General features: G+C 65.5%; 23 protein-coding genes and 1 pseudogene. 9 read left to right on the forward strand and 15 right to left on the reverse strand.

The window, feature by feature from the left end; translation table 11 throughout:
* The coding region (locus tag SE92_RS34225; RefSeq protein WP_245324780.1) for an apolipoprotein A-IV repeat region-like domain-containing protein at window positions 1-2,292 on the reverse strand (2,292 nt) is incomplete at its 3' end.
* 398 nt (window positions 2,293-2,690) lie between these two features.
* On the opposite strand from SE92_RS34225, the gene SE92_RS34230 reads away from it, so the two are divergent.
* Window positions 2,691-3,065: an Hpt domain-containing protein gene (locus SE92_RS34230; protein WP_157096006.1), complete on the forward strand. Its 375-nt coding sequence runs from the start codon at window positions 2,691-2,693 to the stop codon at window positions 3,063-3,065.
* A gap of 164 nt (window positions 3,066-3,229) precedes the next feature.
* The gene (locus tag SE92_RS34235; protein ID WP_063203190.1) at window positions 3,230-3,550 is read left to right on the forward strand and encodes a 2Fe-2S iron-sulfur cluster-binding protein; all 321 of its coding nucleotides are present in this window, start codon (window positions 3,230-3,232) and stop codon (window positions 3,548-3,550) included.
* Between the two features lie 57 nt (window positions 3,551-3,607).
* Here the strand turns inward: SE92_RS34235 and SE92_RS34240 are convergent, their stop codons facing one another.
* Window positions 3,608-4,075: an acyl-CoA thioesterase gene (locus tag SE92_RS34240; protein WP_063203192.1), complete on the reverse strand. Its 468-nt coding sequence runs from the start codon at window positions 4,073-4,075 to the stop codon at window positions 3,608-3,610.
* A gap of 181 nt (window positions 4,076-4,256) precedes the next feature.
* On the opposite strand from SE92_RS34240, the gene SE92_RS34245 reads away from it, so the two are divergent.
* From SE92_RS34245 to SE92_RS34255, 3 genes are all read left to right on the forward strand, one after another.
* Window positions 4,257-5,285, forward strand: a complete 1,029-nt coding sequence (locus tag SE92_RS34245; protein WP_063203194.1) for an NAD(P)/FAD-dependent oxidoreductase — start codon at window positions 4,257-4,259, stop codon at window positions 5,283-5,285.
* Between the two features lie 105 nt (window positions 5,286-5,390).
* A complete protein-coding gene (locus SE92_RS34250) occupies window positions 5,391-5,987 on the forward strand; it encodes a DUF2147 domain-containing protein (RefSeq protein ID WP_063203196.1) in 597 nt (198 codons plus the stop codon).
* 250 nt (window positions 5,988-6,237) lie between these two features.
* Window positions 6,238-6,594: a hypothetical protein gene (locus tag SE92_RS34255; protein ID WP_063203197.1), complete on the forward strand. Its 357-nt coding sequence runs from the start codon at window positions 6,238-6,240 to the stop codon at window positions 6,592-6,594.
* A 53-nt stretch (window positions 6,595-6,647) separates the two neighbouring features.
* On the opposite strand, the gene SE92_RS34260 is transcribed toward SE92_RS34255, so the two are convergent.
* The 3 genes from SE92_RS34260 to SE92_RS34270 all read right to left on the reverse strand — a co-directional run bounded on the left by SE92_RS34260 (window position 6,648) and on the right by SE92_RS34270 (window position 9,150).
* The gene (locus tag SE92_RS34260) at window positions 6,648-6,917 is read right to left on the reverse strand and encodes a hypothetical protein (RefSeq protein ID WP_063921238.1); all 270 of its coding nucleotides are present in this window, start codon (window positions 6,915-6,917) and stop codon (window positions 6,648-6,650) included.
* Window positions 6,918-7,108: 191 nt separating this feature from the next.
* The gene (locus SE92_RS34265; RefSeq protein ID WP_063203201.1) at window positions 7,109-8,473 is read right to left on the reverse strand and encodes a sensor histidine kinase; all 1,365 of its coding nucleotides are present in this window, start codon (window positions 8,471-8,473) and stop codon (window positions 7,109-7,111) included.
* Window positions 8,470-9,150 (reverse strand): response regulator transcription factor, encoded by a 681-nt coding sequence (locus SE92_RS34270; RefSeq protein ID WP_063203203.1) that lies wholly within the window; start codon window positions 9,148-9,150, stop codon window positions 8,470-8,472. Before SE92_RS34270 ends, SE92_RS34265 begins: the two co-directional genes overlap by 4 nt.
* Before the next feature lie 350 nt (window positions 9,151-9,500).
* On the opposite strand from SE92_RS34270, the gene SE92_RS34275 reads away from it, so the two are divergent.
* Together SE92_RS34275 and SE92_RS34280 are read left to right on the forward strand one after the other, a co-directional pair.
* Window positions 9,501-10,388, forward strand: a complete 888-nt coding sequence (locus tag SE92_RS34275; RefSeq protein WP_063203204.1) for a MipA/OmpV family protein — start codon at window positions 9,501-9,503, stop codon at window positions 10,386-10,388.
* A gap of 6 nt (window positions 10,389-10,394) precedes the next feature.
* Entirely contained in the window at window positions 10,395-11,135 is a 741-nt protein-coding gene (locus SE92_RS34280) for a hypothetical protein (protein ID WP_063203206.1), read from the forward strand.
* Window positions 11,136-11,149: 14 nt separating this feature from the next.
* Here the strand turns inward: SE92_RS34280 and garD are convergent, their stop codons facing one another.
* The 8 genes from garD to SE92_RS34320 all read right to left on the reverse strand — a co-directional run bounded on the left by garD (window position 11,150) and on the right by SE92_RS34320 (window position 22,580).
* On the reverse strand, window positions 11,150-12,691 hold the full coding sequence (gene garD / locus SE92_RS34285) for a galactarate dehydratase (RefSeq protein ID WP_063203208.1): 1,542 nt from the start codon (window positions 12,689-12,691) through the stop codon (window positions 11,150-11,152).
* A gap of 109 nt (window positions 12,692-12,800) precedes the next feature.
* Window positions 12,801-14,249, reverse strand: a complete 1,449-nt coding sequence (locus tag SE92_RS34290; RefSeq protein ID WP_063203210.1) for an aldehyde dehydrogenase family protein — start codon at window positions 14,247-14,249, stop codon at window positions 12,801-12,803.
* Window positions 14,250-14,331: 82 nt separating this feature from the next.
* Complete coding sequence (gudD, locus tag SE92_RS34295; RefSeq protein ID WP_063203212.1) at window positions 14,332-15,675, reverse strand: glucarate dehydratase; 1,344 nt, start codon at window positions 15,673-15,675, stop codon at window positions 14,332-14,334.
* A 24-nt stretch (window positions 15,676-15,699) separates the two neighbouring features.
* Window positions 15,700-16,644 carry a 5-dehydro-4-deoxyglucarate dehydratase gene (kdgD, locus tag SE92_RS34300; RefSeq protein ID WP_063203213.1) on the reverse strand — a complete coding sequence of 315 codons (945 nt, stop codon included), beginning with the start codon at window positions 16,642-16,644 and terminating at the stop codon, window positions 15,700-15,702.
* Between the two features lie 131 nt (window positions 16,645-16,775).
* Window positions 16,776-17,681 (reverse strand): LysR family transcriptional regulator, encoded by a 906-nt coding sequence (locus tag SE92_RS34305; RefSeq protein WP_063203215.1) that lies wholly within the window; start codon window positions 17,679-17,681, stop codon window positions 16,776-16,778.
* 125 nt (window positions 17,682-17,806) lie between these two features.
* Window positions 17,807-19,159, reverse strand: a complete 1,353-nt coding sequence (locus SE92_RS34310; RefSeq protein WP_063203216.1) for an MFS transporter — start codon at window positions 19,157-19,159, stop codon at window positions 17,807-17,809.
* Between the two features lie 296 nt (window positions 19,160-19,455).
* The gene (locus tag SE92_RS34315; protein WP_063203918.1) at window positions 19,456-21,411 is read right to left on the reverse strand and encodes an SGNH/GDSL hydrolase family protein; all 1,956 of its coding nucleotides are present in this window, start codon (window positions 21,409-21,411) and stop codon (window positions 19,456-19,458) included.
* Window positions 21,412-21,497: 86 nt separating this feature from the next.
* The gene (locus tag SE92_RS34320) at window positions 21,498-22,580 is read right to left on the reverse strand and encodes a lysylphosphatidylglycerol synthase transmembrane domain-containing protein (protein WP_063203218.1); all 1,083 of its coding nucleotides are present in this window, start codon (window positions 22,578-22,580) and stop codon (window positions 21,498-21,500) included.
* Between the two features lie 420 nt (window positions 22,581-23,000).
* Between SE92_RS34320 and SE92_RS34325 the strand changes: the two genes are divergently transcribed.
* A complete protein-coding gene (locus SE92_RS34325) occupies window positions 23,001-23,507 on the forward strand; it encodes a YciE/YciF ferroxidase family protein (protein ID WP_063203919.1) in 507 nt (168 codons plus the stop codon).
* Between the two features lie 112 nt (window positions 23,508-23,619).
* Here SE92_RS34325 and SE92_RS34330 read toward each other — a convergent pair whose 3' ends face one another.
* Entirely contained in the window at window positions 23,620-24,054 is a 435-nt protein-coding gene (locus SE92_RS34330; protein ID WP_063203220.1) for a hypothetical protein, read from the reverse strand.
* A 78-nt stretch (window positions 24,055-24,132) separates the two neighbouring features.
* Here SE92_RS34330 and SE92_RS34335 point away from each other — a divergent pair, with 78 nt between their 5' ends.
* On the forward strand, window positions 24,133-24,720 hold the full coding sequence (locus tag SE92_RS34335) for a hypothetical protein (protein ID WP_063203920.1): 588 nt from the start codon (window positions 24,133-24,135) through the stop codon (window positions 24,718-24,720).
* Between the two features lie 8 nt (window positions 24,721-24,728).
* On the opposite strand, the pseudogene SE92_RS34340 reads toward SE92_RS34335, so the two are convergent.
* Window positions 24,729-25,221: pseudogene (locus tag SE92_RS34340) on the reverse strand (PLP-dependent aminotransferase family protein); the annotation flags it as partial.

Below are 25,221 nucleotides of genomic sequence, written 5' to 3' on the forward strand. Positions count from 1 at the left end.
CGTGTCGGTCAGGTGCATCGAGCGGCCGTCGATGATCTCGGTGACGCCGGTGATGCGGCGGTCGACAGCCTCGATCGCCTGCGCGGTGCCGTCGGTGAGCGTCGAGGTCAGGAGGGTCAGGCGCGTGTCGATCGACTGCACGGCCTGCGATGCGCCGTTGGTCACCGCGGTGGTGAGATAGGTGAGGCGGGAGTCGATCGACTCGAGCGCCTGCGTCGCGCCGCCGGTGAGCGTCGTGGTGAGGTGGGTCAGCCTCGTGTCGATCGACTGGATGGTCTGGGATGCGCCATCCGTCAGCGTGCTCGTGAGGTGGGTGAGGCGGGAGTCGATCGACTGGATCGCCTGCGTGGCACCGTCCGTCAGTGTCGTTGCCAGCGTGTCGAGGCGGCTGTCGACGGTCTCGGTGACTGACCTCGCGCGGGTGTCGAACGACTGTTCGAGCGCGCTGACGCGACCTCCGAGCTGCTCGTCGAAGGTCTTGATGTGGCCTTCGATCGTGGAGTCGAGGCTGGAGATCTTGCCGTTCAGCGAGGCGTCGAGATTGCTGACGCGTTCGCCGATCGTGGTCTCGAACTGCACAAGACGCTGGTCGAGCACGGCCGTGATCTCGCCGCCGTTGGCGGTGAAGCGGGTGTCGAAATTGTCGACATAGGTCTTCAGCGACTCATGGATGTCCTGCGTGCGCTGGCCCATGCGCTCGACGATCTCGCCGCCGAAGGTCTTCACGGTGCGGTCGAACTCGGAGATGTGGCGGGTGATCAGGGCGCCCAGCGTGCCGGAATCGCGGGCGAACTTCTCGACCAGCTCGGTGCCCTGGTTCCGCACCAGCTCGTCGAACGCGCTCATCTGCAGCGACAGCGAGTCGTGCGCGGTCTCGGTCTGGCTGACCACCTTGGCGACGAGGCTGTTGACGGTGGCGTCGAGCGCTTCGCTCGCCTTGTCGCCGCTCGTCATGATCTGGCCGGCGAGGCGGTTGCCGGCGTCGTCGATCTTGGCGGAGATGTCGTTGGAGCGCAGCTCGAGCTCGAGCAGCAGCGAGTCCGAGGAGTTCTTCAGGCTGTCGTGCACCTGCTCGGTGCGCTCGGAAATGCCGTCGACGATGGCGGCGGAGCGCTGCTCGAATTCGCCGGTGATGCGGTCGATGCGCTCGTTCAGCATCTCGTGGACGCGGTCGGCGAGGTCGACGAACTCGTCGTGGACGTGGCCGGTCTTGAAGTTGAGGCTGGTGGTCAGCCGCTCGCTGGCGTCGAGCACGGCGCGCGTGGTCTCGTTGCTGGCTTCCTCGAGGCGGTCGAGCAGGTCGCCGCCGCGCTCGCCGAGCGCCAGGATCATGTTGTCGCCGGCATTGCTCAGCGCGCTGGTGATGTGGGCGCCGCGCTCTTCCAGCGCGCCGGTGATGGACTTGGCCACCTCGTCGACGCGCGAGGCGATCGCGTCCGAGATCAGCGCGATGTCGTGGCGCAGATCGATCTGCACGCCGGAGATGGCGCTGCGGACCTGCTCGGCCTGGCCGACCAGGTTGTCACGTTGATGCGCGATGTCCTGGAGCAGGGCACGGATGCGCACTTCGTTGTCGCTATAGGCGCGCTCCAGCGCGGCGACCTCGTTGGCGACCAGCGTCTCCAGCTCGCCGGCGCGCGCGATCGCGCGTTCGATGCCGTCGCCCATCGCCGCGACCTCGCGGCGGATGGCCTGGCCGACGGTGACCATGGAATCGGAGGCCGAGCCCTCGGGCTCGGAGAAGCGGATCGCGACCTGCGCCATCGCCTGCGCGATCATGCGCATTTCCTGGCCGCGCCAGACCAGGCTCGCGAGGAAGTAGAACAGCATGATCGGCGCGAAGAACATCGCGATCAGGCCGGCGATGACGAGCACGCCGCCGCTCTGGCCCATGGCGGCCTGGATCGAGGGCAGGAAGCCGAATGTCAGCGCGGCGCAGGCGGCGAGCCAGACGCCGGCGAAGATGGTGGCAAAGGTGTAGACGCTGCGGGCAGGGCGGCCCTTCTGAAGCGCCTGGAGCAACTGGCCGATGGTCTCGCGGTCGTCATTGGCGGCCCGGCGCGCGGTGCGCGGCTCCTCGATCGGGTCGAACACGGTGGTCCGTTCGTTGGCGGCAGGGCGCGGCTCGAAGCTCGGCTCGTCGAAGCTCGGGGGCGGCGGCGGCGCTGCCTCGTTGCGCATCGAAGCGTTGCGGCTGGTGTCCGCAGCCGTGTCGCTGATGTTGAGGGCTTCCTGGATCGCAGAAAGCGCAACTTCTGTGGGGTCTTTGACCTTTTTCGGAGTGTTTGCCATGTTCAGTCCGAGCCCTCGTTACTTGTACGCGTCCCCCCGCGAGCCCTGCGCGCTACGCAAGCCCACAGACCGGATCATGCCGCTCGCGCGGATCTCCGAGCCGTCCCCACCCGGACGGCTTGTCCGCCAATTTCCGCAACATCCTATTGGCAGAGCGTCGCGAATGAAATGCCCGCGATTAAGACATTCTTAATCATCGTTAACAGGATCGCGCCCTAACGCCTTAGCAATAAATGGAATTCTCCACCGCGCGTGGCCGATTGCGGCAACTTTTCGTCAATAAACGGGCAGATCTGCGTCAAACAGCCCAAACATTTCGTTAACCATTTCCATGCTTGGGTGAGGTGAAACTCACCGCCGAACCGGCGGAACCGTCGCGCGATGCCGGGGCCTGCGCCATGACGCCTGAACTGCAACGGATGGACTGGATGCCCTCGCCCCCGCTTGCACCCATCGACACCCCGCTCGACCTCGACCACCTCTCCCGGATGACGCTCGGCGACGCCGAGCTGGAGCAGGAAGTGCTGGCCATGTTCGCCGAGCAGGCGGTCCGCCTGATGGCGGCGATGGCGACCCTGCCGGCCGAGGCCGCTGCACTGGCCCACAAGCTCAAGGGCTCGGCCCGCGGGATCGGTGCTTTTGCGGTGGCCGATGCTGCGGCCAGCCTCGAGACCGCGATCCAGTCCGGCCACAACCAGCGCCACGCCTTCGCCGCGCTGAAGGAGGCGGTGACCGAGGCCCGCGCCGCCATCGAGGCGATCCTGAAGCCTTGAGGCCAGGCGGGCGAGCCGGACTCTAGTCTCTTGTTTTGACGCATTTTCTTGCCGCAAAGCGGGATTCACTTCGCAGCAAAACCCTATGGCGCCGGGCTTATCGACCCGTTATAGGACAGCCCGGACCCTCCTTCATTCCCAGCACCGCGGCAGCACGAGCACACATGGCCAAGATTCACTTTGTCGACCACAAGGGCGAAACCCGCACGGTGGAAATCGAGAACGGCGCAACCGTGATGGAAGCCGCGATCCGCAACAGCATTCCCGGCGTCGAGGCCGAATGCGGCGGCGCCTGCGCCTGCGCAACCTGCCACGTCTATGTCGACGAAGCCTGGCGCGAGAAGGTCGGCAGCCCGACTCCAATGGAGGAGGACATGCTCGATTTCGGTTTCGACGTGCGCCCGAATTCGCGCCTGTCCTGCCAGATCAAGGTCTCCGACGAGCTCGACGGTCTCGTCGTGACGACGCCGGAACGGCAAGCCTGATCCTGGCGAGCCCGATTCCGACGCGTCTGTTTCGACGCGCCTGCCCTTCTGGATGAACTATAGGTTCGGCGGCGCGACCTCGATGCCGCGCTTGTGCCAGGGTCTGAGCTTCTCGATCACTTCGGCAGTCAGCGGCGCTGGGCGCCGCGTCGACTCGTCGAGCATGACGCCGACCGACGTCGCCGAGGCGATGCACTTTCCTTGCGAGAACACGACCTGCTCGAAGGTCACCGACGTCCGTCCCAGCTTCACCACGCCGAGGCCGAGCTCGATCGTGTTCGGCCAGTGCAGCTCGGCGCGGAAATGCATGTCGAGCCGCACCATGATCCAGGCGAGCCCCGGCGGCGTCAGCCCGTATTCCGGAAGCTTCATCAGCGTGACACGGCCGGTCTCGAAATAGGTGGCGTAGACCGCGTTGTTGACGTGCTGGTTGGGGTCGAGATCGCCGAAGCGGACGTTGTCGCTGAGGCGGTAGGGGTAGTCCTCCAGGCGCGGCGTCGTATCGAGGCGGCTTGGTGCGTTCACCGATTGATCTCCGTCATATCCTTGCCGGTTACAGCTCAGTTATCCTGCTCCGGCAAGTGGGCGCGGCTGCGGGGCGCTCCCGCTTTTATGCCTTCCCTGATCCATCCCCGTTGGCTAGACAGGCAGGGTCACCTCTGCCCAAGGGCGCCGTCCAACAGATAACGACAGATAAAGAGACGACATGAGCGACGCGATCAAAACCGATGTGCTGATTATTGGCGCCGGCCCCTGCGGTCTGTTCGCCGCCTTCGAGCTTGGCCTTCTCGACATGAAGGCGCATTTCGTCGACATCCTCGACAAGGTCGGCGGCCAGTGCGCCGAGCTCTATCCGGAAAAGCCGATCTACGACATTCCCGGCATTCCGCAGGTGTCGGGGCAGGGCCTCACCGACGCGCTGATGGAGCAGATCAAGCCGTTCCATCCGACCTTCCATCTCGGCGAGATGGTCGAGACCGTCGAGAAGATCGGCGATCCCCTGTTTCGCTGCACCACGGATGCGGGCAAGGTGTTCGAATGCAAGGTGCTGGTGATCGCGGCCGGCGGCGGCTCGTTCCAGCCCAAGCGTCCGCCGGTGCCGGGCATCGAGGCCTATGAAGGCACGTCGGTGCATTACGCCGTGCGCAAGATGGAAACGTTCCGCGACAAGAACGTGCTGGTCGTCGGCGGCGGCGATTCCGCGCTCGACTGGACCCTCAATCTGCATCCGATCGCCAAGCGTATCACGCTGCTGCATCGGCGCGACGAGTTTCGCGCCGCGCCCCACAGCGTCGAGCAGATGCGCGCGCTGGTGGCCGCCGGCAAGATGGATCTCCGGCTCGGCCAGGTCACCGCTCTCTCCGGTGCTGACGGCAAGCTCGCCGGCGCCACCATCAAGGGCAACGACAACAGCATCACGGAAGTCGCCTGCGACACCATGCTGCCGTTCTTCGGACTGACGATGAAGCTCGGTCCGGTCGCCAACTGGGGCATTGCGCTGGAGAACAATCTGGTGCCGGTCGAGACGTCCGCGTTCGAGACCAACGTCCCCGGCATCTTCGCGATCGGCGACATCAACACCTATCCCGGCAAGATCAAGCTGATCCTGTGCGGCTTCCATGAGGGCGCGCTGATGTCGCAAAAAGCCCATCGCTACGTCTATCCGGAGAAGCGGCTCGTGTTCCAGTACACGACCTCGTCCTCCAGCCTGCAAAAGAAGCTCGGTGTCAACTGAAGACAGCCGAGCGGCACGCGGTGCCCCATGTTTCTGGTGCTGGAACAGTTCGCGAAATCGCCGTAGTCTGCGGCCATTCCGGTCGTGGACTAACAAGGTGATCTAATGCGGAATTCTTCCAGCCTTCGGCTGCTCCCCTTCCTCGCGCTGGCATTGTCGCTGGCGGCGGTGACACCGTCCGCGGCGCAGACCGCCGAGCCCACGGCGGCGGGCCTCTGGCAGAAGGTCGAAGACGGCAAGACGGTCGGATGGTTTCTCTTCATCGACCATAGCGGCATCTTCGAAGGCGTGATCGCAAAGACCTTCCCGCGGCCCGGTGACGATCCGAACGAGATCTGCAGCAAGTGCACCGACGATCGCAAGAACGCGCCGGTGCTCGGCATCTCCTTCGTCCGCAACATGAAGCGCGAAGGATTGAAGTACGAAGGCGGCAACGTGCTCAATCCGCGCGACGGCCAGATCTGGAAGGCCAACATGAAGGTCAGCCCCGACGGCCAGACCCTGACCCTGCGCGGTTATCTCGGCATCTCGCTGCTCGGCAAGGACGAGACCTGGACGCGCCTGCCGGACGCCAACATCGCCCAGGTCGATCCCGCCATCGTCGCAAAATATCTGCCCGCGCAGGCTGCGCCCACCAAGCCGCCGGCACCCGCGGCGAAGAAGAGCGGCGGCGGGATGATGGCGCCGGCACCGAGGCAATAGGCTGGGTCTGCATTTTCTCGAAAGTCGTCCCGTCTGCGTCGGATTTTGATCCTACGCCGTATCCGTCGAAAGGCGCATGCCATTGCGCCTGGCGACAGTAGTTCCCCGGAATGCGCGCTGGCAGTGGATTTGCATAGCTGTCGTCAGGCTGCTGGGGAACGAGTCGCCGGCATCGCGCCCGCTCAAGGCGCGGACAACGGATGACATTGCCCGTCCCCCGCACGGATAATTTTGATCGCGGGACGACAAAATGAGATCTCTAGGATTGTGCGCGGCAACGCTGCTGGGTGTGACGGCGCTTCTGGCATTCCCGGCTCAGGCGCGCGACGACGGGCGCTACGCCAACTCGCCGTTAAAGTCCTGGTTCGAAAGCCTGCACAGCGAATTCGGCCAGTGCTGCACCGACGCCGACGGCTACGTCATTGCAGATGTCGATTGGGAGTCCGATCGTGGACGCTACCGCGTCCGCATCGACGAGGAGTGGGTCGTGGTGCCCGACGGTGCCGTCATCACCGTGCCGAACAAGATCGGCCGCACCATGGTGTGGAAGCACTATATCGACGGTCATCCGCGCGTGCGCTGCTTCATGCCGGGCAGCATGACCTGAAAACGCTGACGGCGCCCGCATCGTGTGCAGGCGCCGCAAGCGATGTGGAAGGCTTAGCGTGCCTCGCTGTCCGAGCCAGCGCTCGCAAGCCGCTTGACGCGGGGCGACAGCACCGAGACCTGGGCAGGCGAGGCGGGCATGCCGGCGACGATCATCGCGGGCGCGGTCGACTGCTCCTCGACGCCGGCGCCGCCGAGCACCTGCACCTGCACCGCAGAGATCGGCAACGACTTCACTTCGTAAGAGGGAAGCTCACCGGCGAAGGCACCGGCCGAGCTCGCAATCACGGCGCTGGCGATGGCAATCATTGTGAGAACACGCATTGGAAAATCTCCGTTGAAGATGTCAATCGGAGGTTTGGTCGTGGCGATGCCGGAGCAGGTTCGCCCGCATACGAACATTCCCGTTGCCTCCGGCGCACATATTGGTTGCTTGATGCGAAAGGACGAAACGAGGAAGAAGCTTTTCGCGCCAATGTTTCCGGACGGTTTCGTGGATCGGCGATGCCCCTCGCTTACGGCCCTTGCAGATCGAGCTGCGCGGCCTTGACCGGCGCGGTGGCTGCGGGAAAGCGCAAGCTCATGGTCGTGCCGCGGCCGGGCACGGAGGAGATGACCAGCTCGCCGCCATGCGCGGCCATGATCTCGCGGACGATCGACAGGCCGAGGCCCGCGCCCTTGCAGGCAGCGTTGCCGGTCTGAAACGGTTCGGTCAGCCCGTGTTCGGCGCCATCGGGCAGGCCTGCGCCGTCATCGTCTATAGAGATGCCATCGCGGCTGAGCGTGGCGACGATGCGCCGCGCGCCATGGGCGTGGATGAGCGCGTTGCCGACCAGATTGGCGAGCGCACTGCGAATCGCGGCGTCCACGCCTTGCACCATCAGCGGACCTTTCCCGTCCTTCTCCAGCGCGAGCTCGATGCCGGCGTCCAGCGCAGAGGGACCGAAATCGGCAAGCACCTCGATCGTGATCTGAGCGAGATCGATCGGCCGCTTCTCGACCGCGTGATTCTGCAGCCGGGCGAGGTCGAGCATGGCGGAAACCAGTGAAGTCAGGCGCCTGACGTCGCGCACCAGTTCGGCCCTCAGGGCAGGCTCGGGGACGTCCTCGATCTTCGCGCGCAGCAGCGTGAGCGGCGTACGCAGTTGATGGGCGGCGTTGCCGAGAAAGCGGCGTTGCATCCTGATATAGGCGTCGATCTCGCCGAAGGCGCGGTTCAGCGCCTCGACCAGCGGCTTCAGCTCCGAGGGGACCTCGGACAAGGATATCAAGCCTTGCGGCGCCGACGGATCGATCGCGAGGGCGCGCCGCGCGACCCGCTCGATGCCACGTGAGACGAATCGTGCGGCAAGCGCGGAGCCGATCGCAACGGTCGCCGCAAAGGCCAGCGCCACGAGGATGATCGAAGAGACCCTGCGGAGGAGAAAGGTCCTTGCAATCCGGCCAAAACGGACCTGAGGCTCGCCGACCATCATCGCGAGCCGCAACGAGCCCCGTTGTACGGCGGAGAGACAGAAAGTGCTGTTCTGGTCGAGCGTGCTGAAGACGGACGAACCGACGGGCCCGTGGTAGGGAAACACGAAGGGGAGGGCGGGCCGATGTTCGCTGCCGTACTCGCTGAGCAGGTCGCCCGCGGACACGACGTACCAGAGGTTTGGGCTGTCCGCCTTCAACTCCTCGAGGGCGGGAGTCGAACGGACCGTCAGTTTCTGCCCTTCGATGACCGTGGCGCGATCGAGAACGGCAGCCACGACCTGACAGGATCTGAATTCGCGTTCCTCGGTCGGATACCGCCAGATGAAGATACCCATCATGATCAGGAAGATCGTCGTCGCGGCGATGCCGAGCGACAACGCAAAGGTCCGGGCGATCGACTTCATCGCGGCGTTGCCAGCCGCAGGATGTAGCCGATGCCGCGCATGCTGCGGATCTCGACGTCGCCGCCGAGCTCGGCGAGCTTCTTCCTCAGCCGCGACACCTGCGCTTCGAGCGTGTTGGACTCGATCTCGTCGTCGAAGCCGTAGATCTCCTCGATCAGGGCGGAGCGCGTGATGACGCGGTCGCGCCGCATCAGCAGTGCGCCGAGGATCAGCGCCTCGCGCCGCCGCAGCAGGATTTTGGTGTCGGCGACCACCGCCTCGTTGCTGCCGAGATGCAGCTCGACATTGCCGAGCGACAGCACCGAAGGCGCGAGCAACCGCGGCCGCCGCAACACCGCACGCACCCGCGCAAGCAGCTCCTGCGGCTCGAACGGTTTGCCGAGATAGTCGTCGGCGCCGCCGTTGAGGCCATCGACGACATCCTCCGTGGCGTCCTTGGACGTCAGCATGATGATCGCGGGACGCTCCGACGACTGGCTCAGCGTCGTCACCACCTGGAGTGCATCGCCGTCGGGCAGCATGCGGTCGACGATCGCGAGATCATATTTGAAATTGTCGAGCGCCTGCCGGGCATCGGCAATCGAGCCGACGAGGTCGACGATCCCGTGCAATTGCCCGAGCAGGCGGCTGACATAAGCGCCGATCTGCGGTTCGTCTTCGATCACGAGGGAACGCACGCGGGTCGTCCTTGACTCTGCTGGGCAAAAAAATCCCGAGCGTGACGCTCCCTGGCCGAAATCTGGTGTCTCGGCTCGTGCGCAGGGTTCCCATAAAGGCAGCGAGCTTGGCGAATAAAAGGCAGACGCGAGCGGGTTGACCGTTGCCGCCGGCCAAAGTTTGGGCGCGTGAGCGCGTCCCGGCAATGTTCGGGCAATGTTGGTTCAGTGGCGCCGTACCCGGCGCAAGCCGGGAAAGGATTGAGCTTGCGGCTTCGCCTTGCAATCTTGGGGCAATTTTGCCGGCCCACATGCTGGGGCTCCGAACCACAACAATTGACCAGCCCAGCAAGGCCGGTCCGGGGCCCGTAATGAAGCATTTCGACGAAGCCGCTCTCCGCCTCAAGGTGAATGCGCGGCGCACGACCGCCCTCCTTGCCGCACTCGGCGTGGTCGTGACGATCCCTCAGCCGGCATCGGCGCAGACCGCGGTCACGCTGCCGGCGCCGCCGTTCGAGTTGCCGATGCTGCCGTCGCCTTCCGGAAACTGGACGGTCATGGTCGGCATCGGCGGACAGTACATGCCTGACTTCGTCGGATCGAAGAACGGCAAGTTCATGCCGATCCCGATCTTCGCGATTCGCCGCTCCGGATCGATCGACCAGTTTCGCGGACCGCGCGACAGCGCCAGCATCGCGCTGCTCGACGTCGGCAATTTTCGCGCGGGACCTGCCTTCAAATATGTCGCCTCGCGCAAGGCCGATAAATATGCCGAGCTGACCGGGCTTGGCGACGTCAAGGCCGCTTATGAGCTCGGCGGCTTCGTCGAATATTATCCCGTCGACTGGCTCCGCCTGCGCAGCGAACTGCGCCAGGGCATTGGCGGTCATACCGGCGTGGTCGCCGACATCTCGGCCGACGTCATCGTGCCGCTGATTCAAAGACTCACGATCTCGGCCGGTCCGCGCTTCACCTGGAAGAGCACCAACGCGACCGCGCCATATTTCGGCGTCGATGCCGCGCAGGCGCTGGCGTCGGGGTTGGCGAGGTACGATGCCAAGGGTGGCGCGCACTCGGTCGGCTTCGGCAGCCAGATCTCCTACCGCATCGATCCGCAATGGGAGGTCCATGCCTATGTCGAGTACGAGAAGCTGCTCGGCGACGCCGCGGACAGCCCGCTGGTAAAGCTGCGGGGATCGTCGAACCAGACGACGGTCGGGCTCGGTGCGTCCTACTCGTTCGACTTCAGGATTCGATAGCTCGCCATGCGCCGCACTGCATTTCTATGGATTGGCCTGGCGGCCGCCTGCGTCGCTCTCGGCGCCGCCGCGGCGTTCGAGACGCGCGCGAGCCGTATCCAGGCAATCAAGACCATCGGCATCGTCTCGGCGATCGGCGACGAGATGAGCCTGACGCAGGCCGGATTGACGGGCCTTGGCAATAGCGCGCAAAGCGTCTCGATCAGCGCATGGGGGCTGGATGAACTGATCGTCCAGCAGACGACGAGGCTGCTCGCCGGACGCTATCGCGTGCAGCCGGTGACTTACAGGCGCGCAGCATTCGCTGCGATCAGGGACTCCGTGGTTACGCCCGTCAATCTGCTGCGCAGCGATCCCTTCAAGGAGCTGGTTCGCAGCGATATCACTCCGCAGGGGCTGGACGCCTATATCGTCATCACCCGGGCAAGATCGAAACTCGGAAACGGACGCAGCGTCGAAGGCGTCGGCTTCGCCGAATACCGGACGCTGCTCGCGAACTACGGCCTGATCCACGCGCTGTACGAAGTGCGCCTCATCGAGGGCAAGTCGTTCGACGTGATCGAGAAGAGGGCGGCCGCGCCGCTCGACAACACCGGGACCGTGCGTATCGGAGGCCCGAGCGGCCAGGTCGACGACACCTTCGACGTCCCGGCCGCAAATGAACGGTTGCGCGCGGCGATTGCGGACCTGATCACGCGCAGCCTGCCGGTCACGCTGGGCGACATGCACCTGATCGATGGTCAGTGAGGCCTTCGCTGGCCTCAGGTCACCGGCGCCGGATTGAACAGCGTGAGATCGTTGTGGATGCCCCAGCGGTCGGACCAGGGTTTGGTGCGGCCGGAGGCGACGTCGAGGATCAGGCGGAACAGGTCCCAGCCGCATTCCTCGATGGTCTTCTCGCCGGTGGCGATGCTGCCTGAATCGAAGTCGATGAGGTCCTTCCAACGCCGCGCAAGCTCGCTGCGGGTCGCGACCTTGATCACGGGCGCCGCCGCAAGCCCATAGGGCGTGCCGCGGCCGGTGGTGAACACCTGCAGCGTCATGCCGGAGGCGAGCTGGAGCGTGCCGCAGATGAAGTCGGAGGCGGGGGTTGCCGCGAACAGCATGCCCTTCTGCGTCGCCTTCTCGCCGGGCGACAGCACACCGGTGATCGCGGATGATCCGGACTTGACGATCGAGCCCAACGACTTCTCGACGATGTTAGCGAGGCCGCCCTTCTTGTTGCCGGGCGTGGTGTTGGCGCTGCGGTCGGCGCCGCCGCGGGCGAGGTAAGAATCGTACCAGGCCATTTCGCGCACCAGCGCGCGGCCGACGTCCTCGTTGATGGCGCGGCGCGTGAGCAGCTGGATGGCGTCGCGCACCTCGGTCACTTCCGAGAACATCACGGTGGCGCCGGCGCGCACCAGCAGGTCCGCGGCAAAGCCGACGGCGGGATTGGCGGTGACGCCGGAGAACGCGTCGCTGCCGCCGCATTGCAGGCCGATGACGAGATCGGCGGCGGGACAGGTCTCGCGGGTGCGCTTGTTGAGGATTTTCAGGCGGGCCTCCGCCTGCTTCATGATCGCATCGACGATCGCGCCAAAGCCGTCGAAGGCTTCGTCCTGCATGCGCACGATGGCGTCGCTGACGCCTTCCGGCACCAGCCGCTCGGGCGCGAGCTTTTCGCATCCCAAGCTGATCACCAGAATCTCGCCGCCGAAATTCGGATTGAGCGCGATGTTCTGCAACGTGCGGATCGGCACCACCGCGTCGGGGGCGTTGATGGCGACACCGCAGCCATAGGCATGCGTCAGCGGCACGACGTCGTCGACATTGGGGTACTTCGGCAACAGCTCGGCGCGGATGCGCTTCACCGCATATTCCATCGTGCCCTTGACGCATTGCACGGAGGAGGAGATGCCCAGAATGTTTTTCGTGCCGACCGAGCCGTCCGGATTGCGGTAACCCTCAAACGTAAAGCCTTCAAGCGGCGGCAGCGGGGCGGGGACGGCGGTGGAGATCTCGAGCTTGTCGAGGTCGGGGGCCTCCGGCATCCGGATGCGCGCCTCGTCCACCCATTCTCCGGCCAGGATCGGCGACAGCGCATAGCCGATGATCTCGCCGTAGCGGACGATCGGCGCGCCTTCTGCGATGTCGACCAGCGCGGTCTTGTGCCCCTGCGGCACGAAGGCGCGCAGCGTCAGTCCATCGGCAAAGCGGGAGCCGGCGGGAAGCCCGAAATCATTGACCACGATCGCGACATTGTCGCGCTCGTTGAGCTTGATGTAGCGGGGCTGCTCTTTCGCTGCGACGTCCTGGTCCATTGCGGGCTCCGCCCTTGTAGGGCGGGTTAGCCGAAGGCGTAACCCGCCGCTTCTCTCAACGCTCGGAAACAAGAGGCGGGTTACGCTGGCGCTAACCCGCCCTACGCTATTAGCCCGGGAACGTATAGGCCGTCTTCACCGTGGTGTAGAACTCGCGTGCGTAGGAGCCCTGCTCGCGGGCGCCGTAGCTCGAGCCCTTCCGGCCGCCGAACGGCACGTGATAGTCGACGCCGGCGGTCGGCAGGTTGACCATCACCATGCCGGACTCGCTGTTGCGCTTGTAGTGCGAGGCGTATTTCAGGCTGGTGGTGCAGATTCCGGAGGCGAGGCCGAACTCGGTGTCGTTGGAGATTGCCAGCGCCTCTTCGTAGTTCTTGGCGCGGATGACAGCGGCGACCGGTCCGAAGATTTCCTCACGCGCGATGCGCATGTTGTTGTTGGCTTCGGTGAACAGCGCGGGCTGCAGATAGTGGCCGGGGTTCTCGCGCTTGAGCAGCTCGCCGCCGAAGGCGAGCTTGGCGCCCTCGTCCTTGCCGATCTTGATGTAGCGCAGGTCCTGGTCGAGCTGGCTCTGGTCGACCACGGGGCCGATATGCACGCCGGCCTTGAGCGCGTCGTCCACCGACAGGCTGTTGAGGCGCTCGGCCACCGCCGCGACGAAGCGGTCGTGGATGCCTTCGGTGACGATCAGGCGGGAGGAGGCCGTGCAGCGCTGGCCGGTCGAGAAATAGGCGCCGTTGACGGCGACCTCGACGGCGGTCTTCAGGTCCGCGTCATCGAGCACGACCAGCGGATTTTTGCCACCCATCTCGAGCTGGAATTTCTTCATGGGGTTCGAGAGCACGCAGGCCTGCGCGATCTTGCGCCCCGTCTGCACCGAGCCGGTGAAGGAGATCGCGGCCACATCCGGGTGCTCGAGCAGGGTCTGGCCGACCACCGAGCCGGAGCCGACCACGAGGTTGAATACGCCGGCGGGAATGCCCGAGCGGGTGATGATCTCGGCGAGCGCATGCCCGGAGCCTGGCACCAGTTCGGCCGGCTTGAACACGACGGTGTTGCCGTAGCAAAGCGCCGGGGCGATCTTCCAGGCGGGGATCGCGATCGGGAAATTCCAGGGCGTGATCATGCCGACGACGCCGACGGGCTCACGCGTGAGCTCGACGTCGAGGCCGGGACGCACCGAGGCGCCCTTCTCGCCGATGAGGCGGAGTGCTTCACCGGCGAAGAATGCAAAGATCTGGCCGGCACGGGCGACCTCGCCGATGCCCTCGGGGAGGGTCTTGCCTTCCTCGCGGGCGAGCAGGCGGCCGAGCTCTTCCTTGCGGGCGAGGATTTCCAGCGAAATCTTGTTGAGCGCATCGAAGCGCGCCTGCGGCGTCGACTGCGACCAGGCGGGGAAGGCGGCCTTGGCGGCGGCGATCGCCTTCTCGGTCTGCGCCTTGTCGGCCTTGGCGTATTCGCCGACGACGTCGTTGGTGTTGGAGGGATTGATGTTCCTGGTGACGCCGGAGCCGTCGACCCATTCGCCGCCGATGAAGTTTTTCAGGATCGCAGTCATCTCATTCCTCCAGAGGAAGTTTCATTTTTAGTCGGGCGTGATCCTCGCGGAAAACCGGTGTCCACTTTTCCGGGATCACGCCCTAGCGAACGAGGCAGGGACGTTTGTCGTCGAAGGTCCAGCCGGGGATCAGGTCCTGCATGGCAATAGCGTCATCCCGGGCACCAAGTCCATGCTGCTTGTAGAGGTCATGCGCCGCATCGATGGCCGCCCTGTCGATTTCGATACCTAGGCCCGGCCGGTCGGGCACGGCGATCCTGCCTCCCTTGATCTGAAGCGGCTCCCTGGTCAGCGCCTGGCCGTCCTGCCAGATCCAATGGGTGTCGATCGCGGTGACCTTGCCGGGCGCGGCGGCACCGACATGGGTGAACATGGCCAGCGAAATGTCGAAATGGTTGTTGGAGTGCGAGCCCCAGGTCAGGCCGTTGTCGCGGCAGGTCTGGGCGACGCGCACCGAGCCCTGCATGGTCCAGAAATGGGGATCGGCCAACGGAATGTCCACGGCGCCCAGGCGCAGCGCATGGGACAGCTGCCGCCAGTCGGTCGCGATCATGTTGGTTGCGGTCGGCAGCCCCGTGGCGCGGCGGAACTCGGCCATGATCTCACGGCCGGAGAAGCCGGCCTCCGCGCCGCAGGGGTCCTCGGCATAGGCGAGAATGCCGTGCATGCCCTTGCAAAGCCTGATCGCCTCGTCGAGCGACCAGGCGCCGTTGGGGTCGAGCGTCACGCGCGCGTTCGGGAAGCGCTTCGCGATGGCCGTGACAGCCTCGATCTCCTGCTCGCCGCGCAGCACGCCGCCCTTCAGCTTGAAGTCGGCGAAGCCGTAATGGTCGTGGGTGGCTTCCGCGAGCCGCACCACCGTCTCCGGCGTCATCGCCTCCTGATGGCGCAGGTTGAACCACTCCGGCTTGCCGGTCTCGCCCGCGACGTAGTCCAGCCTGCTCTTGCGGCGGTCGCCGACGAAGAAGAGATAGCCGAGCGTCTCGACGCTGCTGCGCTGCAGGCCTTCGCCGAGCAGGGCGGCGACCGGAAGGTTGAGATGCTGGCCGAGCAGATCGAGCAGCGCGGATTCGATCGCCGTGACCGCGTGGATCATCACGCGGAGATCGAACGTCTGCTTGCCGCGGCCGCCGGCGTCGCGGTCGGCGAAAGCGGTGCGGACATCGGCGAGGATGTTGTTCATCGCGCCGACGGTCTTGCCGATCACGAGGTCGCGGGCGTCCTGCAGGGTCTGCCAGATCTTCTGTCCGCCCGGCACCTCGCCGACGCCGGTGTGGCCGGCATTGTCGGTGAGGATGACGATGTTGCGGGTGAAGAACGGAGCGTGCGCACCGCTGAGATTGAGGAGCATGCTGTCGCGGCCCGCGACCGGGATCACCTGCATCGCCGTGACGATTGGTGCGCCGGAAATATCAGTTTGGGCCATCGCACGCTCCTCGCTGCTGCCGTCCTATTCTGCCGCCTGTTGTGTCGATCGGATGGCGGGCAGATTCTTCACCAGGGCGGCGACTTCCGCGATCTCCTGCTCGGTGAGGTCGGTCAGCGGCGGGCGGACCGGGCCGGAATCGCGGCCAATCACCTTCATGCCGGCCTTGATGATCGAGACCGCATAGCCCTTCTTGCGGTTGCGGATCGCGATCAGCGGCAGGATGAAATCCTTCAGGCCCGCCTGGATCGTGGCGTGGTCGCGCTTGCGCACGGCCGCGTAGAAATTGGTGGCGAACTCGGGCACGAAGTTGAACACGGCCGACGAATAGGTCGTCACGCCCATGTCGAGATAGGGCAGGGCGAAGGTCTCCGCGGTCGGCAGGCCGCCGACATAGGTGAGGCGGTCGCCGAGCTTGGTGTAGACGCGGGTCATCAGCTCGATGTCGCCGATGCCGTCCTTGTAGCCGACGAGGTTCGGGCAGCGCTCGGCAAGGCGGGCGAGCGTGTCGGGCTGCAGGATGGCGTTGTCGCGGTTGTAGACGATGACGCCGATCTTCACAGAAGCGCAGACCGCCTCGACATGGGCGGCAAGGCCCTCCTGCTCGGCATGGGTGAGATAGGGCGGCAGCAACAACAGACCGTCGGCGCCGGCCTTTTCCGCGCCGATCGCGATCTCGCGCGCGATCGCCGTGCCGTAGCCGGTGCCGGCGAGCACGGGCACGCGGCCCTTGGTCTCGTCGACGGCAACCTTCACGACTTCAGGAACTTCGGTCGGCGTCAGCGAGAAGAACTCGCCGGTGCCACCGGCGGCGAACAGGCCGGCGACGTCGTAGCCGCACAGCCAGTCCATGTTGGCGCGGTAGGTCGCCTCGTCGAAGGAGTAGTCAGCCTTGAACGGCGTGACGGGAAAGGACAGGAGGCCGGATCCGATCTTCTGGGCCATTTCCTGCGGGGTCATCTTGCTCACGGGCGCTGTTCCCTTCGTGCGTGTTGTGGAGGACGCGGGCCTCGATGCCTGCGCGTCCATGCGCCGTGGTTTAGGAGACCGTTCGATGCGGGTCCAAGCTAAAGCCTATATCGACCGATGCGGATTGAGCATCAATCCTCCGCCACCTCCGCGGAGGACAATTCACCGGCGATCTTGACCAGGGCCGATAGCAGCGGATTCTCGTCGTCGCGGCGCCAGACCATGAACAGCTCGACCGGCACGCGGCCCCGCAGCTTCAACGGGCGCAGCCGGACGTCGGAGATCTTCAGGCCCGCGGCCGCGGCCGGCACGATGGCGAGGCCGAGGCCGGCGCGGACCATGGCGAGGATCGAATGGATCTGGCTGAGATGCTGGACATAGCGCGGCAGCACGTCGGCGCGGGTGAATTGCGCCACCAGCAGGTCGTGGAAGTAGCGGCTCTCATAGGGCGAATACATCACGAAGGGCTGGTCGTCGAAATCCTTGATGGTGATGCTGTCGACGTTGGCGAGCGGATGCTTTTTCGGGATCGCGGCGAGCAGGGGCTCGGCGACGACGCGGCGGCTGGTGAGCTCGGGCCGCGCGATGGGCGGCCGCAACAGGCCGGCGTCGATCTGGCCGGAAGTCAGCGCCTCGAACTGGTCGCCCGACACCATCTCCTTCAGCGAAAAATCCACCTCCGGCAGCTTGGCGCGACAAGCCGCGACGAGCTCGGGCAGGAAGCCGTAGGCCGCGGCCGCGGTGAAGCCGATCTTCAGCGAGCCGGTCTTGCCGAGCGCGATGCGGCGGGCGACCTGCGAGGCGCTCTCCGCCAGCTTGAGGATGCGGCGCGCCTCCGGCAGGAAGCTGCGCCCGGCCGGGGTCAGGCGCACCGAGCGGCTGGTACGCTCCAAGAGCGGCGCATCGATGATGTGCTCGAGCACCTGGATCTGCCGCGATAGCGGCGGCTGGGTCATGTTCAGCCGCGCGGCGGCGCGGCCGAAATGCAGTTCTTCCGCCACCGTGACGAAACAGCGGAGCTGGTTGAGGTCGAACATCGATACATGCCTTAGATGAATAAGGCGTTTCCCCGGCACTTCTAGCATCGATCACCCCCAAAAACAAAGACGGCGGCTTTTGAGGGCCGCCGTTGAGTTGCCTGGTCAAGCTCCCATGGGAGCCCTCAGGAGGAGCGTTTGAGCGTCACCCGCTCGATCTTGCCGACGATGACGAGATAGGCGAACGCCGCCACCAGCGCGTTGAGGCCGACGAACACCAGTGCGCCGTTGAACGAGCCGGTCGCGGCCAGGATGTAGCCGATCACGATCGGGGTGGTGATCGAGGAGAGGTTGCCAAAGGTGTTGAACAGGCCGCCGGAGACGCCGCCGGCTTCCTTCGGCGAGGTGTCGGAGACGACCGCCCAGCCGAGCGCACCGATGCCCTTGCCGAAGAAGGCGAGCGCCATGAAGCCGACCACCAGCGCCTGTCCGTCGACATAGTTGCAGGCGATGATCGACATCGACAGCAGCATGCCGCCGACGATCGGGATCTTGCGGGCCATGGTCAGCGAGCCCGTCTTGCGCAGGATCGCGTCCGAGATGATGCCGCCGAGAACGCCGCCGATGAAGCCGCACAGCGCCGGCAGGGTCGCGACGAAGCCGGCCTGCAGGATCGACAGGCCGCGCTCCTTGACGAGATAGACCGGGAACCAGGTCAGGAAGAAATAGGTCAGAGTGTTGATGCAGTACTGGCCGAGATAGACGCCGAGCATCATGCGGTTGGAGAGCAGCTGGCGGATATGGTCCCAGCCGGAGCCGGCCTCGGGCGCACGCCCGCGCGGCAGATCGTCCTTGGGCGCGTCGAGATCGACCAGCGCGCCGCCCTCCTTGATGTAGTCGAACTCGGCCTCGTTGATCGAAGGATGCTCCTTCGGGCCGTAGATGGTCTTGATCCAGACGAGGCCCATGACGATGCCGAGCGCGCCCATCACGAAGAACACGAAGCGCCAGCCGTAGGAGTGCGCGATCCAGCCCATCAGCGGCGCGAAGATCACCGTGGCGAAATACTGTCCGGAGTTGAAGAACGCCGACGCGGTGCCGCGCTCATTGCCGGGAAACCAGGCCGCGACGATGCGGGCATTCGCCGGGAATGACGGCGCTTCCGCGACGCCGACCAGGAGGCGCAGCGCGAACAGCACGACGACGGCCGTGCCGGCGCTGAGGAAGCCAACCCAGCCCTGCATCAGCGTGAACAGCGACCAGATGATGATGCTGAAAGCATAGACGAGGCGCGAGCCGTAGCGGTCGAGCAGCCAACCGCCGGGCACCTGCGCCACGACATAGGACCAGCCGAATGCCGAGAAGATCCAGCCCATGGCAACGGGATCGAGATGCAGCTCCTTGGAGAGCGCGGGACCTGCGATCGACAGCGTGGCGCGGTCGGCATAATTGACGGTCGTGACCAGGAACAACATGGTCACGATGAACAGCCTGACGCGAGACCTCCTCACGTCCGCTGCGGACACCACTGCGCTCATCGGCGCCTCCTTAGAACTTGAACATTTCCTCAAGGCGAGTCCTAGAGGCGCGTGCGCCGGAGTGTCCAAGTTCAAGGGGGTATCGATCGATGCCGTTTTTGGATCGATGGAACGGCAGGTGAGGGGAACGATTGCGTGGAGGTTGCGAATGCGCTCACAGCGCACTCCATGGTCATTCCCCGCGCAGGCGGGGAATCCAGCACGCCGCGGCGTCTCGATTCAATTGCAGCTGTCACGGATTACTGGATCGTCCGCCTGCGCGGACGATGACATTGAGTTTGCGAAGGCAGCGTTGCTTACTGCTGCGCGCTCGGCAACAGCTGTGGCAGCAGCCCGCGCGTCACGCCCGGCGGCACGGCATCGAGGCCGAGCACGGCACTCGCGGCCGGCAGCGCCGCATCGGCCATCGCCGCATGCCCCTCGGCGCTCGGATGGACCGCGCCGCCATAGACGGCGGAGAGCACGCCCCAGGTGGCGTCGTGGATGTCGGTCGGCTGGCTCGCCGCCGGCAACCCTTGCGGATAGGTCATCGCGGCGAAATAGCTGTCATTGGCGTCGCGGATCCAGCGTGCGCGGGGCAGGTAGGCGCGATATTCCGAGGCGCCGCGGCCGCACAGCATCGGCTGGCTCGCCGCGCTCACGATGTCAGGATTGAAGCTCTGGCCGTTCTCGGCAAAGCAGCTGCGGTCGAATTCGGGATCAGTGCCCGAATGGGCACAGAAGCCGTGATCGGCGAACGCGGCCTGATGCGCATCGACGAAAGTCATGCGGTCGGCCTCGGGATCGCGGCACAGCGCGCCGCGGGTGCAGGTGGCGAGCCCCTTCAGCTGCGGCAGGAATTCGGTGTCGACGAAGGTCGAGACGCGGGCAAGACGCTGCGGATCGGCGTTGAAGGACGGATGGATATCGAAGCCGCCCCGGCCGCCGCGGCAGGGCACGCCGCCATCGGCAAGCGCGGGATTGGCGTAGGAGACATAGACGACGTGCGAGAGGTCGCCGCCGACCAGCGGCTTGAGGGCCTCGCGCAGCTTGACGAAATTCTGCGGCAGCTCGCGCGCCAGCGCATCGCGGGAATCGTCGACGCTTGCCATCACGCCGGAGCGGCGGAACAGCGCCCGCTCGGTTGCGGTGTCGACGATGACGTCGGCGACGAGGCCGGAGAAATAGACGTCGTTGGCGCCGACGGAGAGCAGCACGAGATCGAGCGTACGATCGGGCTGGCGTTTCTTCGCCGCGGTGAGCGCTTCGCGCAGCTCGGCGACTTGCGCGTTCACGCTGGTGTTGCAGACGCCGGTCTTGCCGGGCGGGCATTCGCGGGCGCGTTGCGAGCCCAAGAGCCCGTCGCCGATGCTGGCGCCGGTACAGGCGAGCGGCAGATAAGTCACCGCGATGTGGGTGTAGCGCACCGCGAGCGCCAGCGCGGTGCGGGTCTGGTAGCTGTAGAGTGAGCGGTGGCAGGGCGAATTGAACCAGAGCGCGCTGTAGCGCTGCCAGTTCGCGAGCGTATCCGGCGCCTCGCAGGCGCGGCCGCCCTTGTAACCGTGACGGCTCGGCCGGTAGTACTGGCCGCCGGCCGCGGTGCCGAGATAGGAGCGGAAGCAGAAGCCTTCGTCGGACAGCGCCAGCGGTCTGTCCGGATTGCCTTCGCCCGAGGCAATGCTGTCCCCGAGGCCGGCGATGAAGATGTCGCGGACCTGGATCTCGGTCTGGACGCGCTGGGTCGGATCGGAGCCGGAGGAGACGTCGACGGTCGCGACCGTCTGCTTGCCGTAGCGGACCCGCAAATTGACCGGCTCGGCGCAGTCGAAGGTCGATTGTTGCGGGCCGTCGCCGTCGTCGAACGACCAGGCGCAGGTGGCGCCGACCGGCACCGCGCCAGCGAGGCGCACGGTGACCGGATGGTCGATCGGGGTGAGGTAGTTTTCCTTGGTGTTGTCGCGGTTGCAGGGCTGGTTGACCCGGCCCTGGAGGTCGATGCAGAGGCGGTTCACCATGTTGCGGGCCCAGCCGCGGCCTTCGCTCTGCAGCTCCAGCGATTGCTCGGCGGCGAGGATGTTGCGGTTACGCGCGTTCTCGACATGGAGCAGGAAGTCGCGCTCCTCGCGGAACAGCCGGAAGCGGTTACGCACCTCCCAGCTGATCTGCAGGGTGCCGGCGTCCTGAGCGGCGGCGCGCTCCGGCGGCAAAACCGTCAAAAGTCCGGCCAGCAGCACGGCGCCGGCGGAAAGGGTACGAAGCAATACAGGGACCATGGCACGCGTCTTCAACGGCAAAGTTGAGGCGGAAATAAGAGAGCATTGCTCCGCCGCCCGCAACCCTTTGTCTGGACGCTCGCGCCTTACCGCTTGTTGGCCTGCCGCAGCGCCCGCTCGCGCTCCATCGGCGTCACCTGCTTGGGCAGATTGGCCTGCGCGCAGGCCTCGGCCAGCCGCCGCCGCTCCTGCCAGGGCTCGACCACGTTCATCCAGAGCTCGCGGGTGCCCATGATGGAGATGGCGAGGCCGAACGGGATCACGAAATAGAGAATGCGGAACACCAGCAGCGTGGCCAGCAGCTGCTCGCGGCCGAAATCGGGCAGCGCCAGCAGCATGGCCGCGTCGAACACGCCGATCGAGCCGGGGGCGTGGCTGGCGAAGCCGAGCAGGGTCGCCAGGATGAACACCACGGCGAGCGACATGAAGTCGATCGGCGGATTGGCCGGCATCAGGAGGTACATCGCGGTGGCGCAGAAGCCGAGATCGACCACGCCGATCAGGATCTGGACCAGCGTCAGCGGCGCCGACGGCAGCACCACCTTCCAGCCCTTCTGGCCGAGCTCGCGGCGCTTCTCGCCCATCATCAGCCAGACCAGATAGGCGCCGATCGAGGCCAGGCCGCCAAGGGCGATCAGCCGGTTGATCGACGACGGCAACTGATCCATCGACGAGGCGGCATCCGGATGGATCGCCATGCCGATCGAGAGCACGAAGATGTTACCGAGCCAGAAGGTCAGGCCCGAGAGGAAGCAGATCTTGGCGACGTCGATCGCGTTCAGCCCATAGTCCGAATAGATCCGGAAGCGGATCGCACCGCCGGTGAAGACGGTGGCGCCGATGTTGTGGCCGATCGAATAGGACGTGAAGCTGGAGAGCGCCGCGATGCGATAGGGCACGTGCTTCTTGCCGATCGTTCGCAGTGCAAAAAAATCGTAGAAGGTCAGCGTACAAAACGCGAAGAAGACGCAGATCGCCGCGAGCCCGATGCTTCCGCGGGGAATCTCGGTCAACGCGGTCAGGATGACCCCGGTATCGATGCCCTTGAGGGTCCGTACCAGCGAGGTGATCGCGAAGGCGATGATGAAGATGCTCGCGGCAACTCCAAGTCGTCGCCAGCCGATCCATCTCTTGAACCCGCGCTTCAGCGCTGGCAGCAGTCCGTGCATTCATCCTCCCGGCGGGGGGCAAAGACCGTCCGGGCCAGGCATTGGCCGGTCGGGTGCGATGATGGCCAAAGACAGGCATCGATCGCTAGGCATGATCCAGATCATTTAAGGCATAAACAGCGGCTTGTGCAGCCCTTGACAACAATAGGTTCTGCGCCGGACCGGCCCCTTTGTCATACGCGGTTCACATCGGAAGGCGCGTTAAGCATATGAGTCGTGAAATCGGCCGGCTCGCGCATTGAGATCATCTCAGATCCCGGCGACGTCCGTATTGTTCCAGCGCAAGCCGTATCGGCTTTTTTGGAACGTCGATGCCGCGCGCTCGTTGGGCCCCCATCAGCAACCGAACATGGCGGAATAAGCGGCTTTTTGTGCAAGGCCGCTGCCTTCGTGTTCCAGAACCGGAAAGAGGACGGAACGATGGGACTGTTCACAAAGGACATCAAGACCATGAACGACCTGTTCGTGCACCAGCTCCAGGACATCTATTATGCCGAGCAGCAATTGACCAAGGCGCTGCCGAAAATGGCAAGCAAGGCCACCGATCCGCAGTTGAAACAGGGCTTTTTGACGCACCTGGAGGAAACCAAGCAGCACGTCGCTCGCCTCGAGGAAGTGTTCAAGATGCATGGCGTCCCCGTGAAGGCTGTCGATTGCCCGGCCATTGACGGCATCATCGAGGAAGCCGACGAGACCGCCGGCGAGGTCGCCGACAAGGCGGTACTCGATGCCGCTCTGATCAACGCGGCGCAGGCCGCCGAACATTACGAGATCGTGCGCTATGGCAGCCTGATCGCCTGGGCCAAGCAGCTCGGCCGCAACGACTGCGCCAGCGTGCTCGCCAAGACGCTGGAGGAAGAGAAGGCGACCGATATGAAGCTGACGAAACTCGCCGAGAGCAAGGTGAACCTGCGCGCGGCGAGCTAACCGGTCAGAGCGCAGCCTTGCGAGAACGCCGCGCGGATGCGCGGCGTTTTCATTTTTGCATCCTCATTCGCGATGATTGGTGAGGCGCAGCATGCGAGCGCGCAGCGAAGCGTCAGCCGCGGCGCAACGCGAAATGCGCGCCGCAGAACGCCATCACGGCACCGAGGCACAGCGCGGCGAGCCCGGCCAGCACGCCCGAGACGGTCGGGATCGGGCTCGGCGCCGAGGCGGCCTGGCCCGCGCCTGCGAGCAGCAACACGCCGACCGCGATCAGGAACTGGCGCATCCGCTGCGGGATCTGGCCGGAGACGGCGCTCTGCATCAGGCTCGCCGTGAAATAGCCGCCTGAGAATCCGACCGTGGCAATCAGCCACCACGCGATCGCCGCGCCCGCGGGGATGAACTCATGCGTGTCGAAGCGCCAGAGACCGCCGAGGTCGAGCCCGTAGCGCGCGCCCAGCATGTGCACCGCGAGCGCCAGCAGCACGCCTGATATCATTGCGGCGCCGAGAATCAGGCGGCGCGGAAAAAAGGTCGTCTCAGCCATGCCTCGCTTGTAGGATGGGCGAGGGCGATCACGCAAGCGGATCGCGGGCGGATGGCGCGGACGGGATCGATTGTCTGGATGCAAGGGTCGGAGGCCGAGGTCGCGGCAGTCACGAGCTATGCCTACAAGGCGTCGCTGATCGGCTCGGCGCATCGCTTCGCGCTGACGGAGGAGGGCTTGTCCTGGCACATCGGCGGGCGCTCGGGTCTGTGGCGTTATGACGAGATCAGCGCGATCCGGTTGTCGTTCCGTCCGGTGTCGATGCAGCAGCACCGCTTTCGCGCCGATGTCACGCACAGCAGCGGCCGCCGTATCGCGATCCTGTCGACGAGCTGGCAGACTGCGGCGCTGATGGCGCCGCAGGACAACGGCTTTCGCGCCTTCATCGTCGAATTGCACGCGCGGATGGCCAAGGCCGGCAGCCGCGCAGCGCTCACCGCCGGGCTCGGCCGCACGGCCTATGCGGCGGTGCTGGCATTCCTCGCGGTGCTGACGGTGGCGATGACGGGCCTGTTGATCCGTGCGCTTGTCATCGGCGAGTTCGCCGGCGCGCTGTTCATTCTCGGCTTTGCCGCGCTGTTCGCCTGGCAGGTCGGCGGCTTCGTCCGGCGCAACCAGCCGCGAAGCTATGGCTTCGATCAATTGCCCCGATCCTTGCTGCCATAGCCCGATCGCTACTCCGTGGAATCGAAATCCTCTTCCTTGGTGCCGAGCAGCGACACGATGGTGCGCAGGCCGGAATCGAGCTGCTCGAAGGTCGGCGGGGCGAGGGCGAGGCGCACCGCGTTCGGGGCATGACCGTGGGCGATGGCGAAGGTGGAGGACGGCGTCAGCGCGATGCCGCGCCGGGCCGCGGCCGCAACGAAGGTCTGCGAGCGCCAGTGCGGCGGCAGCGTCAGCCAGAGATGATAGGAGCGCGGGTCGGCGGCGAGCTGGTAGCCGGCGAGCAATCTTGCCGCGGTCTGCTGGCGGCGCGCGGCGTCGATGCGTTTCAGGCGCGTGAGCTCGGCGACGGTGCCGTCGGCCATCAGCCGCTGCCCGGACGCCAGCGCATGGCCGGAGGCGATCCAGCCGCCGGTGCGCACCGCGCTCATCACGCTCTCGCGCAAGTGCGGCGGCGCCACGAGGATGCCGAGCGCAAGGCCCGGGGCGACTTTCTTGGACAGG

It is taken from the genome of Bradyrhizobium sp. AT1 (assembly GCF_001590795.1).
Taxonomy (GTDB): Bacteria; Pseudomonadota; Alphaproteobacteria; order Rhizobiales; family Xanthobacteraceae; genus Bradyrhizobium.

What these genes read in the sequence shown, in the direction of transcription:
- gudD (WP_063203212.1), bottom strand. Translation starts at nt 15,675, where the DNA reads ATGGCCCAAACTGATATTTCCGGCGCACCAATCGTCACGGCGATGCAG.
- SE92_RS34250 (WP_063203196.1), top strand. Translation starts at nt 5,391, where the DNA reads ATGCGGAATTCTTCCAGCCTTCGGCTGCTCCCCTTCCTCGCGCTGGCA.
- SE92_RS34310 (WP_063203216.1), bottom strand. Translation starts at nt 19,159, where the DNA reads ATGAGCGCAGTGGTGTCCGCAGCGGACGTGAGGAGGTCTCGCGTCAGG.
- garD (WP_063203208.1), bottom strand. Translation starts at nt 12,691, where the DNA reads ATGGACCAGGACGTCGCAGCGAAAGAGCAGCCCCGCTACATCAAGCTC.
- SE92_RS34320 (WP_063203218.1), bottom strand. Translation starts at nt 22,580, where the DNA reads ATGCACGGACTGCTGCCAGCGCTGAAGCGCGGGTTCAAGAGATGGATC.
- SE92_RS34330 (WP_063203220.1), bottom strand. Translation starts at nt 24,054, where the DNA reads ATGGCTGAGACGACCTTTTTTCCGCGCCGCCTGATTCTCGGCGCCGCA.
- SE92_RS34255 (WP_063203197.1), top strand. Translation starts at nt 6,238, where the DNA reads ATGAGATCTCTAGGATTGTGCGCGGCAACGCTGCTGGGTGTGACGGCG.
- SE92_RS34325 (WP_063203919.1), top strand. Translation starts at nt 23,001, where the DNA reads ATGGGACTGTTCACAAAGGACATCAAGACCATGAACGACCTGTTCGTG.
- SE92_RS34280 (WP_063203206.1), top strand. Translation starts at nt 10,395, where the DNA reads ATGCGCCGCACTGCATTTCTATGGATTGGCCTGGCGGCCGCCTGCGTC.
- SE92_RS34315 (WP_063203918.1), bottom strand. Translation starts at nt 21,411, where the DNA reads ATGGTCCCTGTATTGCTTCGTACCCTTTCCGCCGGCGCCGTGCTGCTG.
- SE92_RS34230 (WP_157096006.1), top strand. Translation starts at nt 2,691, where the DNA reads ATGACGCCTGAACTGCAACGGATGGACTGGATGCCCTCGCCCCCGCTT.
- SE92_RS34260 (WP_063921238.1), bottom strand. Translation starts at nt 6,917, where the DNA reads ATGCGTGTTCTCACAATGATTGCCATCGCCAGCGCCGTGATTGCGAGC.
- SE92_RS34245 (WP_063203194.1), top strand. Translation starts at nt 4,257, where the DNA reads ATGAGCGACGCGATCAAAACCGATGTGCTGATTATTGGCGCCGGCCCC.
- SE92_RS34275 (WP_063203204.1), top strand. Translation starts at nt 9,501, where the DNA reads ATGAAGCATTTCGACGAAGCCGCTCTCCGCCTCAAGGTGAATGCGCGG.
- SE92_RS34335 (WP_063203920.1), top strand. Translation starts at nt 24,133, where the DNA reads ATGCAAGGGTCGGAGGCCGAGGTCGCGGCAGTCACGAGCTATGCCTAC.
- SE92_RS34235 (WP_063203190.1), top strand. Translation starts at nt 3,230, where the DNA reads ATGGCCAAGATTCACTTTGTCGACCACAAGGGCGAAACCCGCACGGTG.
- SE92_RS34305 (WP_063203215.1), bottom strand. Translation starts at nt 17,681, where the DNA reads ATGTTCGACCTCAACCAGCTCCGCTGTTTCGTCACGGTGGCGGAAGAA.
- SE92_RS34290 (WP_063203210.1), bottom strand. Translation starts at nt 14,249, where the DNA reads ATGACTGCGATCCTGAAAAACTTCATCGGCGGCGAATGGGTCGACGGC.
- SE92_RS34265 (WP_063203201.1), bottom strand. Translation starts at nt 8,473, where the DNA reads ATGAAGTCGATCGCCCGGACCTTTGCGTTGTCGCTCGGCATCGCCGCG.